The sequence below is a fragment of the Zwartia hollandica genome (genome assembly GCF_019923725.1).
Classification (GTDB): Bacteria; Pseudomonadota; Gammaproteobacteria; order Burkholderiales; family Burkholderiaceae_B; genus Zwartia; species Zwartia hollandica.
This window is the reverse complement of record NZ_JAHXRI010000006.1, coordinates 194,988-213,097: the sequence shown is the minus strand read 5'-3', so window position 1 is coordinate 213,097 and position 18,110 is coordinate 194,988. Positions and strand designations below refer to the sequence as shown.

14 protein-coding genes are annotated in these 18,110 nt (G+C 53.9%); 5 read left to right on the top strand and 9 right to left on the bottom strand.

The window, feature by feature from the left end; all coding sequences use genetic code 11:
- From KZZ10_RS04280 to KZZ10_RS04270, 3 genes are all read left to right on the top strand, one after another.
- Complete coding sequence (locus tag KZZ10_RS04280) at positions 1–1,074, top strand: glycosyltransferase family 4 protein (RefSeq protein ID WP_259660268.1); 1,074 nt, start codon at positions 1–3, stop codon at positions 1,072–1,074.
- A 131-nt stretch (positions 1,075–1,205) separates the two neighbouring features.
- A complete protein-coding gene (tcuA, locus tag KZZ10_RS04275) occupies positions 1,206–2,717 on the top strand; it encodes an FAD-dependent tricarballylate dehydrogenase TcuA (protein ID WP_259660267.1) in 1,512 nt (503 codons plus the stop codon).
- Positions 2,718–2,738: 21 nt separating this feature from the next.
- Positions 2,739–4,226, top strand: coding sequence for an MmgE/PrpD family protein (locus tag KZZ10_RS04270; RefSeq protein ID WP_259660266.1), 1,488 nt, complete (start codon positions 2,739–2,741; stop codon positions 4,224–4,226).
- A gap of 16 nt (positions 4,227–4,242) precedes the next feature.
- Here the strand turns inward: KZZ10_RS04270 and KZZ10_RS04265 are convergent, their stop codons facing one another.
- The 7 genes from KZZ10_RS04265 to KZZ10_RS04235 form a co-directional block, all read right to left on the bottom strand.
- Positions 4,243–5,316 (bottom strand): ABC transporter ATP-binding protein, encoded by a 1,074-nt coding sequence (locus KZZ10_RS04265; protein WP_259660265.1) that lies wholly within the window; start codon positions 5,314–5,316, stop codon positions 4,243–4,245.
- 25 nt (positions 5,317–5,341) lie between these two features.
- Entirely contained in the window at positions 5,342–7,123 is a 1,782-nt protein-coding gene (locus tag KZZ10_RS04260) for an ABC transporter permease (RefSeq protein WP_259660264.1), read from the bottom strand.
- Between the two features lie 74 nt (positions 7,124–7,197).
- Complete coding sequence (locus KZZ10_RS04255; protein WP_259660263.1) at positions 7,198–8,292, bottom strand: ABC transporter substrate-binding protein; 1,095 nt, start codon at positions 8,290–8,292, stop codon at positions 7,198–7,200.
- A gap of 129 nt (positions 8,293–8,421) precedes the next feature.
- Positions 8,422–9,795, bottom strand: coding sequence for an MmgE/PrpD family protein (locus KZZ10_RS04250; protein ID WP_259660262.1), 1,374 nt, complete (start codon positions 9,793–9,795; stop codon positions 8,422–8,424).
- A gap of 7 nt (positions 9,796–9,802) precedes the next feature.
- Positions 9,803–10,498, bottom strand: coding sequence for a GntR family transcriptional regulator (locus KZZ10_RS04245; RefSeq protein ID WP_259660261.1), 696 nt, complete (start codon positions 10,496–10,498; stop codon positions 9,803–9,805).
- Positions 10,499–11,530, bottom strand: coding sequence for a D-2-hydroxyacid dehydrogenase family protein (locus KZZ10_RS04240; protein WP_259660260.1), 1,032 nt, complete (start codon positions 11,528–11,530; stop codon positions 10,499–10,501).
- Positions 11,531–11,559: 29 nt separating this feature from the next.
- Positions 11,560–12,030, bottom strand: a complete 471-nt coding sequence (locus KZZ10_RS04235) for an Lrp/AsnC family transcriptional regulator (protein WP_259660992.1) — start codon at positions 12,028–12,030, stop codon at positions 11,560–11,562.
- A 165-nt stretch (positions 12,031–12,195) separates the two neighbouring features.
- Between KZZ10_RS04235 and glmS the strand changes: the two genes are divergently transcribed.
- Positions 12,196–14,028 (top strand): glutamine--fructose-6-phosphate transaminase (isomerizing), encoded by a 1,833-nt coding sequence (gene glmS, locus KZZ10_RS04230; protein WP_259660259.1) that lies wholly within the window; start codon positions 12,196–12,198, stop codon positions 14,026–14,028.
- Between the two features lie 13 nt (positions 14,029–14,041).
- Positions 14,042–14,908, top strand: a complete 867-nt coding sequence (locus tag KZZ10_RS04225) for a pirin family protein (RefSeq protein ID WP_259660258.1) — start codon at positions 14,042–14,044, stop codon at positions 14,906–14,908.
- A 73-nt stretch (positions 14,909–14,981) separates the two neighbouring features.
- Here the strand turns inward: KZZ10_RS04225 and KZZ10_RS04220 are convergent, their stop codons facing one another.
- Positions 14,982–16,574, bottom strand: coding sequence for a gamma-glutamyltransferase family protein (locus tag KZZ10_RS04220; protein WP_259660257.1), 1,593 nt, complete (start codon positions 16,572–16,574; stop codon positions 14,982–14,984).
- Positions 16,575–16,714: 140 nt separating this feature from the next.
- Positions 16,715–18,061 (bottom strand): omega-aminotransferase AptA, encoded by a 1,347-nt coding sequence (gene aptA, locus KZZ10_RS04215; RefSeq protein ID WP_259660256.1) that lies wholly within the window; start codon positions 18,059–18,061, stop codon positions 16,715–16,717.
- Positions 18,062–18,110 lie beyond the last annotated feature (49 nt).

Below are 18,110 nucleotides of genomic sequence, written 5' to 3'. Positions count from 1 at the left end.
ATGCGTATCCTGCAGATTAATTCGGAGCGGGGTTGGCGGGGGGGCGAGCGGCAAACCTTACTCACTGCGCTGGGGTTGCGTGAGCGGGGGCATGACGTCGAGGTGCTGGTTCGTGGGGGCGGTGTCTTGGAGACGCGTGCCCAGGCAGAAGGGTTGCGCACGCATGCGGCGAAGACGACGGCGGAGTTTGGCGGTTGGTTAGCGCGCCACGGCCGGGCATACGATGTCTTGCACGTGCAGACGGCGAATGTGCTGGCGTGGGCCTTGTTGGCCAAGCCGCTGCATCGTCGACCGGTTGTTTTCTCACGCCGGACAAGCTTTCCGATCAGAGGCTTTAGCGGATTTTCTCGGCTCAAGTGGGGTTGTACGGATGTTCGTGTCGCGATTAGCGAAGCGGCTGCCACTGCGATGCGTGAAATGGGTTTGTCGGTACAGATTATCCCAAGCGCGGTTCCTCCCGTTGAGCCGAATACTTTGCGCGTGCAGGAATTTATCTTGCGTGAAAAGTTAGCCGGGTATCGTTTAGTGGGTACCGCTGCTGCGCTATCGCCAGAAAAGGACCCCGTCACCTTAATACACGCTGCAGCGAAAGTCTGCGCAACGTATCCCGATGTGATCTTTGTGCATTGGGGTGCGGAGGGTGCTGCCGCTGAGGCGGCGCGCCTAGCGATACGTGATCTTGGGTTGGAGAGACGCTATCGGTTGTTAGGATTTGAGGCCGGTGTTGAACAATTGTTTGTAGCGCTGACGGTATTTGTGATGGCATCGCGCCACGAAGCCCTTGGCAGTAGTGTTCTAGACGCCATGGCTCAAAGCGTGCCCGTGGTGGCAACACACGCCGGGGGGCTAAAGGAGTTGCTGGCGGATGGACGGGGGCTCTTAAGTGAGCCAGGTGATGCTGGCGGGCTGGCTGCACATATCGTCGAGCTACTGAGTCAGCCCGAGCGCCGACTAAACATGGCTACGCATGGGCTCCATGAGGTGCAGACCCGCTATGGCCTCGAGGCGATGGTGGAACAGTATGAGCGTCTGTATCTTCGGGCCACGTCTCCCCGTTTAGGGTGCGCACGTTGAGTAGAGTGGCGCGCAAACGCTTTACCTCGTCTCGGTAATACAATAAAATACATCTGTATGCAAAATCCAAAACGTTTGTTTGATGGCGTTTTGCGCGGGCGTTATGACACACAGGTATTGGAGACAAAAATATGAATGAATATGATGTGATTGTTGTGGGTGCCGGCAATGCGGCGTTAGCATCGGCCGTGTCGGCCAAAGAGAATGGCGCGCAACGCGTAGTGGTGCTTGAAAAAGCGCCGCGTGAGATGCGTGGCGGCAACACACACTGGAGCGGTGGCGTATTGCGGTTTGCTTTTGACGACCCGAAAGAAATTGGTCCCCTGCTTCCTGGTGTTGAGCAAGAGTACGAGGACTTCTACTCTGGCATCGCGCCTTACACAAAAGATGACTTCCACGGCGATCTAATGCGCGTGACATCCGGGCAAACAGATCCCATTCTGTCTCGCGTGCTAGTAGACAATTCAAAGGACACCGTATTCTGGATGAGCGAAGTGGGTAAGGTGCCCATGGAGCCAGCGATCACGCTCACGGGTGTCAGAAAGGGTAATCGAATCGTTTGGGCGCGCGGCCTCGTCGTACGGGCCGAACATGAGGGAGTCGGACTGTCGCGCAGCTGGTTTGCAACCTGCGAGCGCATGGGGATAGAGGTACGTTACGGCGCCGCAGTCGTCGGGTTGTTGCAAGACGATACTGGTGCTGTATGCGGCGTCACGGTGCGTGACGACAACGGAGTCAAAGAGCTACATGCCAAGGCGGTGGTTTTAGGTTGTGGGGGGTTCGAAGCCAACGTGCAAATGCGCACACAGCATATCGGTCCACTCGTGGGTGCAGCGAAAGTGCGCGGCACACCACACAATCAGGGTGATGGGTTGCGGATGGCGATGAACCTAGGCGCGATGCCTTGGGGGCAGTGGAGTGGTTGCCATGCCACCCCGATTTCTGCTGACTGGGGAAATTTTGCACCGCGCGAAATGACAGACCGCAGTAATCGATTGAGTTATTTGTATGGCGTGATGATCAATCGCATGGGTAAGCGCTTTGTTGATGAAGGCGCCGATGGAGCGATGTTCACATACGCTAAATACGGGCGTGCGATCTTGGCTGAACCTGGTGCGAAGGCCTACCAGTTGTTTGATTCCCAGGTTGTGCATTTGCTCGAGCCTCGCTACTCGACAAGTGAGCCGATTATGTCCGATACGATCGAGGGCTTGATTGAGCAGTTGGATATCGACGATAAAAAACAGGCACTTAAAACAGTCTTGGAATATAACGCTGCGGCAAAACACGCAGAAGATGGTTTTGATCCCTCACAAAAAGATGGCTTGACTACCCAAGGTCTGGCATTAGAAAAGACTAACTGGGCAACCAAGCTTGAAAAGGCACCGTATTACGCCTATAGCGCGACAGGTGGTATTACCTTCACCTTCGGCGGCCTACGTGTCGATGAGAATACGCAAGTAGTAGGTACCGACTGGCGTCCTATCAAAGGCTTGTTTGCTTGCGGCGAAATGATTGGTGGCTTGTTCTACGACAATTATCCAGCGGGAACTGGGTTGGTGTCAGGGGCAACGTTCGGTCGTATTGCTGGTCGTCAGGCCGCTGCCTTAAGTACTGGCAAAACTCTAGCTAAAGCTGCTTAATCCGAAAGGGGGAGACGTATCATGTCCGATAAGGCAATAGCGCCACAAGCTTTGCTCACTCGACTTGCGGAGTTGATTTGTGAGTTTGATACGTCAAAGATCAATGACCAAGCGATCTCGCTGTCTCGTACGGCAATTATCGACACGATCGGCGTGACGCTAGCGGGGGTCACAGAACCTTGTGTCACAAACTTGTTCAAGGTGCTCGGCGTAGGCACAGCGCCTGGCGTTTCGACCGTGTTCGGTACGGCGATCAAGACCTCTGCGCTCGATGCGAGCTTTATTAATGGTGTGGGCTCGCATGCGCATGACTACGATGATTTCAGTCAGCCGATGGGTGGACATCAATCGGCACCTCTCGTCGCACCATTGTTTGCGCTGGCCGAAGAGCGAGGCGCAACGGGCTTGAAGTTGATACAGGCCTATATCGTGGGGATTGAGACCGAGATACGTATTGCTCGCGCTGTGAATTTCTACCATTACGACAAAGGTTGGCATCCAACGGCGACGCTTGGTGTCTTTGGTGCTGCAGCTGCCTGTGGCTATTTAATTGGACTCGACAAGCAGAAGATGGCTATTGCATTGGCAATTGCGGCGTCCTTTGCTTCCGGACTGAAGTCGAATTTTGGGACGATGGTCAAGCCTCTGCATGTGGGACAGTGCGCGCGCAATGGTCTGTTGGCGGTGCTCTTGGCGGAGTCTGGTTACGACGCAAATCCAGCAACGCTCGAGCATAAGCAAGGCTTTCTAAATGCCTTTAACGGCCCCGGAAACTTTAATGCTGATTTAATGTTTGAGAACTGGGCGAATCCCCTTGAGGTGCTCAGTAGTGAGATGGGGCTTAAACAGTTTCCGTGCTGCGGGAGTACGCATCCGCCTGTCACGATGATGTTGAAGTTGCGCAAAGAGGAAGCGATCGATCTTAAGGAGATCGCTAAGGTGGATGTGCTGGTGCATAAGCGCCGGTTACCACATACCAACAATCCAAACCCGCAGACGCCACTTGAGGCTAAATTCTCTGTCCAGTATGCCGTTGCACGCGCGCTTGTCTCTGGGGCGGTGCGGCTCGGTGATTTCGAAGGCGAGGCACATTTCGATGCAGATGTGCGTGACATCATGGCAAAACTGTCAGCTGGGCCTCACCCAGACATGGCGGATGATTCTCCCGAGCAGTTCGGCGCGGAGGTCAGTATCACCTTGAAAAATGGCCAGGTGCTGAGACGCAAGATCAGTAATCTCGTTGGCCGTGGGATTACTTATCCTATGACCAGCGATGAGATGTGGGAAAAATTTAACGACTGCGCTAAAGCCGCACTACCGCGCGCAGACATCCCACCACTCTTCGAGCGGTTGGAGACGCTAGAAAAAGCAACCGACATTCGAGCGGTTGCAAAGCTATTGGTTAAGCGCGCGCTACCAGGACAGGCGAACAGAGGTGCGACTCACATTGACACGAGCGGGGGAGGTAACGGCACAAATGTCCTTCAAGAGACATCTTGGGTGCCGTAAGCAGTAAATCAACGTGTCAGTTATTTGTTGATAGTAGGTGGAGGTCGGCTGGGCTAAATGTCACTAAGACCTCGTCATTGCGCGCAAACTCGATCTGGTCAAGTACATTGAGGGTTGTATCTTGAACCTTCACGGAATATTCAATGTGCGGGCCCATGTACTGAATGTGTTCAATGACGCCACTCAGGGTGTTGATGCGGTCAGACTGCACAACGGCCGAGCGTGCCTGTAGCCGTAGATCCTCTGCGCGTAATATAGCCGTGCGTTGTTCACCGTCTTTCCCACTAACGGGCTGAGCAAGGGTGATGGAGGACCCATCAGGGGCAAACCATTGCTGGTCACGACAGGTGAGCGTTAGAAAATTTGCTGCACCAATGAAGTCGGCAGTAAATCTTTTTGCGGGGCGGCGGTAAAGTGCGCGCGGCTGTCCCTCTTCCACAATGAGCCCAGCGTCCATGACGATGACACGGTCTGACATGGATAAAGCTTCCGCTTGATCATGGGTGACATAGACCGCGGGGATAGCAAGCTCTTTTTGAATCCGACTGATTTCAGCGCGCGTGCGATCACGCAAACGTGCGTCTAGATTGGACAGAGGCTCGTCGAATAAAAGTACTTTTGGCTTGCCTACGATTGCGCGTGCAAGTGCGACACGCTGTTGCTGGCCGCCGGAAAGCTCAGAGGGCTGGCGACCGGCAAGGCTAGACAGGCCGACCACGTCTAGCGCCCAGGCGACTGCTTCGGGAATGGTTGCGCTATCTACGTTACGAGCAATGAGGGGAAAGGCGACGTTTTCCGCGACACTCATGTGCGGCCAGATCGCGTAAGACTGAAACACCATACCAAGGTCGCGTTCATGCGGCGCGATAAATATATCAGCCTCGGGTTGGGAAACAATCCGACCATCGATCTCGATTGTTCCACCGTTTGTGCGTTCAAGTCCAGCGATGCAGCGCAAGGTGGTTGTTTTCCCGCAGCCGCTTGGCCCGAGCAATGTCACAAACTCACCGTCTGCGACATCGAAGGAAATGCCATGCACAATCGTAGTTTGACCAAATACTTTGATGAGATTACTAACGCGGATACCCATAGTGATTCTATCCAGTTGTGCAGTGTTATTTGACGGCGGGCGTTTTGCTGCGGTCAAGGAGTTTCATGGAGGGCCGATGTTTGGTTGCTAGCATGAGCAGATACATGGCGATAAATACGACGACCATTCCCACTAAAGACAGCGAGCTAGCAAGTCCCCAATTCGCTTGTTCGAAGAATGACCAAATCGATGTCGACAAAACGCTTGTCGAAGCAGTGTAGAGAAGTACCGCCGAGGCGATTTCTCGGAAGAACGCCATAAACAGAAGGAAGTATGCACCTTGTAGGGAGGGCATCGCCAGCGGAACGAGTATCCGCTTAATGCCTTGTAGGCGCGTTGCCCCCGCAGTCCAGGCAGCTTCCTCGAGGCTTTTATCGATTTGAATCATCCGGCCGCCAACTGTTTCCGTTGCATACGACAAAAAGCGTGTGATGAAGGAGATCACCAGAATAATCAGCGTTCCATAGATCGGTAAAGGAAGGTAAGCATAGGCCCACAGCAGACCGAGTCCGATCACAACGCCAGGCACGCCAAATGGGAGGCTGGCAATAAAGTCTAGAGTTCGATAGCCTGGAGGCCGATGGCGCAGCGTGAAGTAGCTAATGAAGGAAGCTAATCCGACCCCCACCAGGGCACCGAGGCCTGACACGATGAGCGTGTTCCAGAAAGAGCGCAGGGTCGCCTCGGACTCAAAGAGGAACAAATAGTTTCGCCAGGTATACGCGCCTTCAAAGGGGTTGGCGCTGAAATACTTTAAAACAGAGACATAGGCAAGAATGATGACGGGCAGGATCAGCGCGCAGAGGATATAGCCCCAACAAAGCGTGTTTGCTGCCCATCTCCATTTGCCAAGCTCAATCAGCGTGAGACGCCCGGCCTTGCCTGTTGTGACGGTTAAGCGGTTGCTACGCGCAATGCGACGCTGAAGCCAGATGGCTCCGCCCGTTAAGGCGCTGAGCGTCAAGCCGATTGCGGCGGCCAAGCCATAGTCGGGAGGGGGGAATTGCACTAGCAAATAAAGTTGTGTGGCGAGAACAGAGATTCGGCCAGGAATCCCCATGAGGGCGGGGATAGCGAATTGTTCAATCGAAAGAATGAAGGTGAGTACTAGGCTAGAGGTAATTGAAAAACCAAGTAGCGGCAGCGTGACCCGTCGCAAGACGCCGAATGGCGTGGCTCCGGCTGCACGTGCGGCTTCTTCGAATGTTGCGTCGATTCCCAGAATGGGGCCGCGCATCATCAAATACACAAAAGGAATCTGGTGTAAGACGGTCACAAAAATCATCCCGCTTTTTGTATACGCGTCAACTTTCCAGGTGTCTGAACCGAAGAGCGATTCGAGGACGCCGTTAATTAAGCCTCCTGGCGAACCGATAATGATCCATGCCATCGCCAAAATGAAAGAAGGCAGAAAAAAGCTGAGGCTAACTAGCGCCGTAACCGCGTTTCCCCTCCGAAAATCCGTACGATGCACGACCAGCGCAATGGCCGTGCCAACGACTGCTGCAATCACAGCAGAGGCGATGCCAATCAGAATCGTGGTGTAAAACGTCCCGAGCACACCGCTTGAAAATAGACCCTCCCAATTACGAAGTGTCCATTCCCCAAGCTGTCCTGGCGCCGCGCTTCGCAGGCTGCCATACAGCAGGGCAACAAGTGGAATCGCAACTAGAGCTGCGACAATAAAAAATGTGACGAGATAGATTGTGCCGAGTAGGCGACCACTATCAAATATGCTCGCGTCGCGAAAGATCGGCGCGAGCGCAGTAGGCTTCTGTGGGGTCGAAATATGACGCTCACTATTCATGTTCTTCGTTTTCCGCGAGGCATAATTTTTTTAGACCGGTCATCGCAACCGGCCTAAAAGAACGATAAAACTAATTATTGAATGCCGAAGGTGGTGCGCCAGTGGTCGACGATTTGTTTTTGCTTAGCTGGCGGCAGCAATTCAAGTCCGTCGATCGTGTTGGGTAACGAGGCTGTGGTTGGGAGGTGAGACAAAGGAGGCGCTCCGTTGCGTGTCACAGCCAGTCCCGCAAATTCTTGCAGAAAATTTTGTCCCTTCTCCGTCATCAGCCAGTTGGCCAACACTTTTCCTGCATTGGGGTTCGGTGCTTTTTCGGCGACAAACATATATCCCAGCGAGAGCGTAGTTCCAGACTTCGGATAGACCATACCGATTGGCGCGCCGTCCGCAAGCGCAACGTTTACTGGGAGATCGGTAATTTCGGCGACATGCACGTCGCCGCGAATGACGGCCTGAAGAATACCCCCAGAGCCCTCAAAGAAGCGCACGTTGTTATCCTTCATTTTTGCCGCAGTGTCACCGAGGCCAAGTTTGTCCCAATAGGCCACGATGCCTTGAATCGACACGGACCGCCAAGGGGGGTTCATGCCAATCCGGCCCTTCCACTTTGGATCAAATAGATCGGCCCATTCCTTAGGTACGTCAGCAGGCTTTACCCGTTGCTTGTTATAGATAATCCCTTCGCGCGCCGTTTGAATGTTGAACAACATGTTTTGTTGATCGTGATTCACGGCAGCGGGGAAGCTTTTAAGCTCGGGCGGAGTCCACTTCGCCATCCAGCCACCCTTCATGCCGTCAAAAATACGCTGGTCTGGAAAGGTGATCATGACGTCGGCGAGATGCCGGCCCGACGAGAATTCGGTACCAAACCGTTGGATCAGAGGCGCGCTCCCAAGTCGCGTCATTTCCATTTTGATCGCGGGATAGGCTTTACGAAACTCGTTAGCAAGGCGTTCGGCGCCAGCAGGGTTGAGGTTGTGATAGAGCATCACCTTGCCTTCCTTGCGTGCTGCGGCCTCAACGGAAGCCCAGTCGCTTGTTTGCGAAATGCCAGGTGTAGGTGCGATGACTAGGCAGGCAGTGACGAGGGCGAGCAAACACTTGGGTATTGCGAGCTTCCAAGCTTTTGGGGCAATACCGCTTACGCTGCGGGGGGACTGACTAAACATATTTGATCTCCGTGATTGACCCTGCCATTAGCAGGGCAATTCTTTATAAGTGAAGCGTTCGAGCGACGCCTGAATACAGCTGTATATTCACGAATACTGACGCAGATGTCAAGGTATATGAACGACTGATCAGGCGCGTGATTGTTCCTCAGCAAGGCAGCGTAGCAATGTTGAGATGCGCAGGACTTTAATTGGCGCTTGAAATTCAGCCCAAAATGTTTGACTTAACTCGGGCGAGATTCGCCGGTCAATGAGGTCATGGGCCTTGCTTTCAATGACCTCGGGTGCAATGGGGCGTGACCAACTTCCTAGAGGTGAGGCGCACTGCTGACGAATAACAGACCCATCCGCGAGTGTTACGCAGACTTCAACGTGCATCGCGTCAAAACGACCTGATATTTCGGCCGTTTGCGTTAATTGGGTCACAGAGAGCAGGTGTTTGGCGTCTTCAGAAAAACGTCGCGTGTCGCTAAAGGAATCCAAATTTAGACGCGCATCGAGCAGAGCAGCGACGACACAGTATTGCAGTGAAAATTTGCCATCTAGCCCAGAAGTAGGATTGGGTCGATCAATGTATGGCATCACCGGAGTAAGAATCTCTACCCGTTGAATGTTATTTGGCTGCGTAATCTGCGCACGGCAGTCAAGTGCCGCTGTAATGGCAAAGTGGGTCGCGTACTGCGACGGAAACAATTTCCAGGCGGGACCGGGCGTGAGTGCACGCGGTACAAGCAAGGGCGCGAGTAGATGCGAGGCGTCGAAGCGATCGCCAAAGTAAGCCTGTGCATAACCTCGTGGGCCAGAGAGCGCGTCAGCGTCAGCCGTGAACCCGGCCTGAGCTAACAGCGCTGCCTCAAGTCCGCTGCGGCAGGCGTCCCCGCAGTGAAGCGCCTTGGTCATTGAGCCTACGTTGGCCAGCACGCCACCGGCGCGTGATGCTGCAATACCGATAGCCGCAATGTGTTGCACTTCAGGCAAGCCTAAAAACTCTCCGCACGCGATAGCGCATGCTAAGGGACCTACGACACCGGGCGGGTGCAAACTTAGTTCGCGTGGCTCTATTTGACCCGACGCTAGACGTAAGCGTCCTTGTGCCTCGATACCCTTTAGGAGCGCACAAAGGAGCCGCTCACCTTGCGGTCCTGCACCCGAGGCCTCTTGCTGCTCCGCCAGTGCGAGTAATCCCGGCAGCATCGTTGACAGAGCATGGTTAGGCGGATTCCACATCGGCTCATAGTCGAGCACATGCATAGACATGCCGTTGATCTGCGCTGCTTGAGAGGGTGAAGTTAAAAACCCCTGTCCGATGACGGTGGCCGACTGGTTTCCTCCTTGCTTGCGGGCGAGAGCCCCGGCAAGGCTCGGTCCCGGTTGATCTGAGCCGGCAAGCGCCACTGCTAACCCGTCAAGGAGCAAAAGACGTGCCAGACGAAGAAGCGCTGGATCCTCGATTGACCAGGCACGCAACAGCGCGACAAAATCGAGAGTCATATTCTTAGACATGGCGAGTTTATTTGTTTGAAATGAGTCGGCGAATGCGCATTTTTTGCGAGGCGTAGATATGCGCACGGAGTGCTTTTTCGGCGGCATCCGGATCGTGCTTTCGTATCCCCGCCACGACCGCTTCGTGCTCTTTAATCGTATCGGTGACGCGCTTGGGATCTGTCAGTGTGGTGTTGCCGAGTAACGTAAGTGTGTCATGCAGGGTCTTTAGCATCTTGATTAGATATCTATTGTGACTGCAGTTGTAAAGCATTTCGTGAAACTGTCGATTACTACTCGCGAGCTGTGCGTCGTCTCCGACAGAGCTTGCGTATTGTTCGCACATATCTTCAAGTAGAGAAATCTCAACGCTTGAAGCGTGTTGTGCAGCGAGTCTTGCGGCTGTTCCTTCCAAGACTTCACGCATGAAATACAGTTCGGTCACCATGCTGTAGTCGAGTTCGGCCACCATGATTCCAAGGGTCGAGTCGTGCACGACCAGCCCCTCGGACTCTAGTCTTGCAAGGGCCTCGCGAATGGGTGTGCGGCTCAGGCCAATCATCTCGGCAAGCTCTACTTCGCGCAGGCGATCGCCGGGCATGAGTTGTTGACTTGCAAGTGCTTGTCGGATGTAGCGGTAGGCGCGTTCGCCACCTGGCAAATCGTGTTCTAACTCTTGCGTGGCCGTCGACTTTTTGGATCGCGGTGTGGTTGGATTTTTCATCTATTTTGTTGTGTGCAGAGGACCTTTGTGCATCTGTTTTGCGACCTGTGATTCTGGCAAAAATGGATGTGCCGCATTAATGACATTGATAGGCTTGCCAGCCAGGTACGCCACTAGATTTTTATACGACTGCGAAAAGAACTCATCCATGTTCTCTTGTGTCACGAAGCCAATGTGTGGCGTCGCAATCACATTAGGTAAGGTTCTGAACGGATGATTCTGTGGCAATGGCTCGCAAGTAAAGACATCCAAGGCTGCCCCGCCTATTTTTTTTTCGGTGAGGGCTTGGATGAGCGCGTCTTCATCGACGATTTGAGCGCGCGACGTATTGACGAGGTACGCGCTGGGCTTCATCCGCGCAAGCTCGCTTTTTCCAAGCAAGCCAAGGCTTGAATCGGTGAGCGGGTGATGGATCGTAATCACATCGGAGGTCTCAATGAGCTCGTCTTTCGAGACAGAAACGACGTCATACGGAGCTGCTCGCTCCTGTGTCAAGTTCCGACTCCAAGCGATAACCCGCATTCCCAGAATGCGTCCAATTTTTGCGACAGGAATCCCCATATTGCCTAAACCAATGATCCCCAGTGTTTTTCCAGCGACCCCATCGCCCACGGTCGTCTGCCAACCACCAGCCCGCACAGAAGCGGTTTCTTGTGGAATCGCACGAAACAAACCGAGAATAAGCGCCCAAGTCACTTCAACAGTACTTTGGTGCATCGCCTCGGTTGTACAGACCGTAATCCCCAGTTCGTCGGTGGCCTGAAGATCGAGTGAGCGAGCGTTACGCATGCCCGTAGCAAGAATGAATTTGAGCTGTGGTAGCCGCGTTAATACGGAGCGGGGAAATTCCGTCCGTTCACGAATACGCATTACGCCATCGAAACCTTGCAATCGTGCCACAAGGTCGTCTTCGGTGTAGACGTGGTCTTTGAAGGCCACCACTGAGAGACCGGGGATCTGTCGCCAGTCCACGATGCGGTGGGCGAGATCCTGGTAGTCGTCGAGGATCGCGAGTCGGAGTTGTGTCGTCATAGTAGAAGCTTAACCTGCCGGATGTGTCACTAGGTTAATGTGGTGAAGGTTTCAAACTTGCTGCGATGCACAGAAAAAAATGTGCGGACATTTCGGACATTACCCTGCGCGGTGAGTGAGCGATGCACTAAGGCGTGATAGGCCGGCATATCGGTGACCTGAATGATCAGGACAAAGTCGGGGCCGGTCGAGACCCGATAGCACTGCTGCACGGCGCGTTCGGTTTGCATTGAGGCCTCAAACAATAGCAGTTGCTCGGCCGATTGCACATCAAGCGTGACCTCAACAATCGCTGTAAGCGCGCTACCAAGTTTTTGTGGATCGAGAATGACCACTTGTTTGGCGATCACGCCCAACGCATTGAGTCGTTTGACTCGCCTTAGGCAGGTGGGCGCGGAGGCGTGTACAAGCTCCGCTAAGGCATGATTTGTGAGCGATGCATCGCGTTGCAGTTGGTCCAGGATGCGTCGATCGAGGTCGTCGAGAGCGGAGAGCGTCATGTTGCCGAAAATTAAATTGAAGTACGCGGCGTGACCGCTTCGTGAATTAATGAAATTATATTTCATTAATATTGGTATGAGAATATTTATTTCATATTTCTTATATTTATGAAATAAATATTCTATGAATATTGGCACAATAGAAATATTCTTAGGAGAACCAATATGTGCGGAATCGTTGGCGCCGTTGCTTCGCGCGACATAACCCCAATTCTGGTCGAGGGATTAAAGCGACTCGAATATCGCGGCTACGATTCTTGCGGAGTGGCAGTCTACGACAACGGAGGATTGCGTCGTGCGCGCAGTACGGACCGCGTTGCTGAACTGGGTGCCGATATCGCGCGCAATCACATCGCGGGCTTTACCGGTATTGCCCATACCCGATGGGCCACGCACGGTGCACCGGTCACGCGCAACGCGCACCCACACTTTTCTTCAATCGGCATCGAAGAGCCGAGCATTGCTCTGGTGCATAACGGCATCATTGAAAATCACGAGGCGCTGCGCGCAGAACTGCAGGCGGTTGGTTTTATATTCGAAAGTCAAACAGACACGGAAGTTATCGCACATCTTATTCGTCATATTTATAACGGTGATTTGCTCGAGGCTGTCCAGCAAGCGGTGCGCCGACTCCATGGCGCTTACGCGATTGCTGTGTTTTGTCGTGATGAACCACATCGGATCGTCGCTGCGCGGCAAGGATCTCCTTTGGTGATTGGTCGCGGCAAGGAAGAAAACTTTTTGGCGTCCGATGCGTTGGCGCTCGCTGGTACAACAGACCAGATTGTGTACCTTGAAGACGGAGACGTTGCAGACCTGCAGTTAGGAAACGTTTGGATCATGGACCAAGCGGGCAAACGAGTGGATCGCAAAATTAATACCGTGCACGTACACACGGGGGCTGCTGATCTGGGCCCCTATCGTCATTACATGCAAAAGGAAATTTTTGAACAACCGCGTGCCGTGGGTGACACGCTCGAGGACGTAGAGTCCATCACGCCTGAACTTTTTGGCGCTTCTGCTCGTCAAACATTTCAAGATATCGATCGTGTCCTTATTCTTGCTTGCGGTACAAGTTACTACGCAGGCTTGACCGCCAAGTATTGGATTGAATCTGTTGCAAAGATTCCCGTTGCGGTAGAAATCGCGAGCGAATATCGCTATCGTGACAGCGTCCCGCACTCGAAAACCTTGGTAGTTACGATTTCGCAGTCAGGTGAAACCGCCGATACCCTTGCTGCGCTGAAGCACGCGCGTAGCTTGGGCATGGAGCAGACACTCACGATTTGTAATGTATCGACGAGCGCGATGGTCCGTGAATGTAAGTTGGCCTACATCACGAGGGCCGGCGTTGAGATTGGTGTTGCGTCGACCAAGGCCTTCACTACGCAGTTGACGGCACTGTTTATGTTGACCTTAGCCTTGGCGCAGGCGCATAGCCAACTTAGCAAAGAACAAGCAGCCGCACACGTAAAGGCCTTGCGGCACTTGCCTGCTTCGATCAGTGCCGTGCTGGCTCTCGAGCCCCAAATCATGGCCTGGGCTGATCGATTCGCCACCAAAGAGAATGCACTGTTCTTAGGTCGCGGGATGCACTACCCCATCGCCTTGGAAGGAGCGCTCAAGCTCAAGGAAATAAGTTATATCCACGCCGAGGCTTACCCTGCGGGTGAACTTAAGCATGGGCCATTGGCACTGGTAACTGAACTAATGCCAGTGGTGACAATTGCCCCGAATGACGCGCTACTTGAGAAGCTGAAATCAAACATGCAAGAGGTGCGTGCACGCGGCGGCGAGCTGTATGTGTTTGCTGATGCCGATACCAAGCTTGTCAGTAGCGAGGGCTTACATGTGATTCGTATGCCTGAGAACTACGGTTTGCTATCGCCTATTTTGCACACTATTCCTTTGCAACTGCTGGCCTATCACACCGCATGTGCGAGGGGTACGGATGTCGATAAGCCACGCAATTTAGCAAAGAGTGTGACCGTAGAGTAATCAAGGAAAGTTCATGAAAAAATTAATGAGTGTGCAAGGCAACGACCGCGGTCACTGGGTAGGAGACGGCTTTCCGGTGCGCACATTATTCTTCTATCAAGACATGGGTGAACAAATGAGCCCATTTTTGATGCTGGACTTCGCAGGCCCGATGCAGTTTCCACCAACGACAGCACGCAAAGGGGTCGGATCACACCCACATCGTGGCTTTGAGACGGTGACCTTTGTGTATGAAGGCGAAGTCGAACATAAAGACTCTACTGGTCAGGGAGGTGTTATTGGCCCTGGTGAGGTGCAGTGGATGACGGCCGGCGCTGGGATCTTGCACGAAGAGTTCCACTCTGCGGCTTTTGCGCGAGAGGGTGGCGTGATGCAGATGATTCAGCTCTGGGTCAACTTGCCTGCCAAAGATAAAATGACTGCACCTGGGTACCAACCGATTTTGCGTCAACAGATTCCGGAGCTCGCTCTGGCGAATGCGTCTGGAACAGCGCGTGTGATCGCTGGGTCTTTTGGAGGGCAGACTGGTCCGGCTCGGACGTTCACGCCGATGCAGGTCGTCGATCTAAAACTGGTGAAGGGCGCAACGTTGACGATCCCGGTGCCAGAGGGATGGAGCACGGGGCTCGTTGTCTTGCACGGTGCAGTGCAGGCGCAAGAGGGCTCGGTCGCAACGGACGCGCAGATGCTGATGTATGAGCACACCGGTCAAGATATCACGGTACAGGTTCTTGAAGACACGGTTGCGTTGTTGTTGTGTGGAGAGCCGATTCAAGAACCGATCTCTGGGCATGGGCCTTTCGTCATGAACACGAAGGCCGAAATTATTCAGGCCATTGAAGACTTCAACAGTGGACGTTTCGGGCGGATAGAGAGCTGAGTGACCCCTCCTCTATCGAGGAGGAGTACAAGGCCCAAGTAGCAATTTTTAAACGGCGAATGCCCGAGACGGTTTAATAACCGACTGCTTGACCGTCGCGGCGATGGTCAGAGCCGGCGACGTAAGCGTACGGTGCTTTGTCGCCAGGCAAACGCGCAATTAACTGGGCACTACCAAAGTCCAGACTATCGGCTGGTGCAACGATTGGCTTGTGACCCATCGCACGCAGACCTTCTACGACTGAGGGGTGCACGCCCGCCTCAACGGTGAGTTCACCAACGTCGTTGATGCGCCAGCGTGGTGAGTCAGAGCAAGCTTGTGGGTTGTGCTTCTCCGTGACATACCGCAGCACCATTTGCATGTGTCCCTGCGCTTGCATGTTGCCACCCATTACACCAAAGGCCATGTCTGGCTTGCCGTCGCGCATGATGAAGGCTGGGATGATGGTGTGCATTGGGCGCTTGCCACCGCCGACCTGATTGGGATGGCCTGGGGTTGTCACGAATCCCGATCCGCGGTTTTGTAGTGCGATACCTGTTTTAGGTACGACCACGCCCGAGCCGAAGCCTTTAAAGTTTGACTGGATGTAGGACACCATGCGGCCGTCAGTGTCTGTCGCGCACAGATAGATCGTGCCGCCCGAAGGTGGTTGGCCAGGAAGGTAGGTGCCCGCCTTCTTTGGATCGATTAGTTTGGCACGCTCTTTCGCATAGGATTTGCTGAGCAAATCTTTTGCGGTAACTTTCATGAACTCGGGGTCTGCCACGTGTGCATACAGATCAGCAAAAGCTGCGCGCATACATTCCACTTCAAGGTGCATACGTTCGGCTGAGCCGGGCTTTGTTTGCGCGTAGGGCAACTGCTCGATCAAGTTCAGCGCCAGTAGTGCGGTGAGGCCCTGGCCGTTAGGCGGGATCTCATGCACGTCATAACCCTGATAGTTTGTAGATACCGTACCCACCCAGTCGCAGCGGTGTGCGGCCAAGTCAGCTTCGGTCATTGCAGCACCACATTCTTTGGAAAATGCTGCAATTGCTTTGGCCAGGCGACCACGATAGAACGATTCACCTTTCGTGCGAGCGATGTCTTCAAGCGTATCGGCCTGATCTGGAAAGCGCCAGATCTCACCGGCCTCGGGCGCGCGGCCATTAGGCATGAAGGCATCAAAGCCTGGGTGCATGTGTAACTCAGCTGCGGCGTCTTTCCATTGGCGTGCAATCACGGGGCTGACAGGGAAGCCATCGCGTGCGTGGCGAATGGCGTCTTTGAATAAATCTTCAAAGGGCAGCTTGCCGAATTTGCTCGACAACTCAACCCACTGCGACACCACACCAGGAACCGTGACGGATTCCCAGCCGCGATGCGGCATGGTGGCCATGCCTTTGAAGCGTTCGGGCGACCAAGCGGCCGGTGCACGTCCAGAGGCGTTCAGCCCATGTAAGGCTTTGCCATCCCACAAAATAGCAAAAGCATCACCACCAATGCCGTTCATCGTGGGCTCGACAACCGTCAAGGTAATCGCTGCAGCAAGGGCCGCATCAATTGCGTTACCACCACGCGCAAAGGCGTTGGCGCCGGCTTGCGAGGCTAAGGGTTGCGAAGTAGATACGACATTACGCGCCAATACAGGTTGACGACCAGAGGGGAAAGGCAGTTGGTAATTCATGAGTAGAAGGATTCCAGAAGAGGGAATGCAGATCGAAAAGTGTCAGTCGATTGTATCTGAGCGGCGCACTGCGACAGAGAGATTTTGTCGGTAAAAAAAGGGGCGCATTGTGCGCCCCTTTAAGTCTTGCAGCGTATCGCTTAGGCGACTTCGTGCAGTGCCTTTTTAACCGTTGCAAAGATTTCTTCGATCTGGCCTTCGGACACGATCAGTGGTGGTGAGAAAGCCATGATGTCGCCGGTGAAGCGTGCCAACACACCTTTTTCCATACACTTGAGGAACACGTCGTAGGCGCGCGCACCAGGAGCGCCGTCGCGTGACTGCAACTCTACTGCGCCCATTAGGCCGAGGTTGCGGATGTCTTTGACGAAAGGCTCACCACGCAAAGCATGGATCTCTTTTTCGAACTTGGGTGCCAAACCAGCTGCACGCGCAAACAAGCCTTCCTTGCGGTAGATTTCTTGCGTAGCCAAGCACGCCGCAGCAGCGGTTGGGTGCGATGAGTAGGTGTAGCCGTGGAAGAATTCAATGGCACCACCAGCGCTACCGTTAACGATCGCATCGTGCACGTGACGGCTCGCTGCAACCCCAGACATTGGAATCGCTGCGTTGTTCATGGCTTTGGCCATGGTCAACAGGTCTGGTGTGACACCGAACAATTCGCTTGCCGTGGCTTTGCCCAAGCGACCAAAGCCAGTGATGACCTCGTCGAAGATCAAAAGGATGCCGTGCTTGGTACAAATCTCGCGCAAGCGCTGCAAATAACCTTGCGGGGGAACCAATACACCTGTCGAACCAGCAACGGGCTCGACGATCACAGCAGCGATCGTCGATGGATCGTGCAGTGCGCACAGACGCTCGAGGTCGTCAGCAAGGTGCGCGCCCCAAGCAGGCTGCCCTTTGCTGTAGGCCATCTCAGCCAAGTTGTGTGTGTGTGAAATGTGATCCACACCGGGGATCAGTGCGCCCGAATAAGCTTTACGGTTGGCAAGGATGCCACCGACCGAAATACCACCAAAACCTACGCCGCTATAGCCGCGCTCGCGACCGATTAGACGCGTACGCTGGCCTTCACCGCGTGCACGGTGGTAGGCGAGTGCCATTTTGAGTGCGGTGTCGACAGCTTCAGAACCTGAGTTTGCAAAGAAGATGCGATCAAGACCAGCAGGCATGACTTCTGCAATTTTCTTTGCCGCTTCAAACGCAAGAGGGTGTCCCATCTGAAATGGAGGTGCGTAGTCGAGCTCCATCATTTGCTTGTGCACCGCTTCCGTAATTTCGTCGCGGCAGTGACCTGCATTTACGCACCAGAGACCAGCGCTCGCGTCGAGCACTTTCTGGTCATCGGCTGTTGTGAAGTACATGCCTTTTGCGCTTTTCAGAATGCGCGGCGCGGCCTTGAATTGTTTGTTGCCAGTAAAAGGCATCCAGAAATTGGCCATGTCCACATCGGTGGACAAGCTGATTTTTTCGGTAATTGCATTCATGGGAAGTCTCCGTTGTCGAGCGAATGCACCACTGTAACGGGTGAAATAT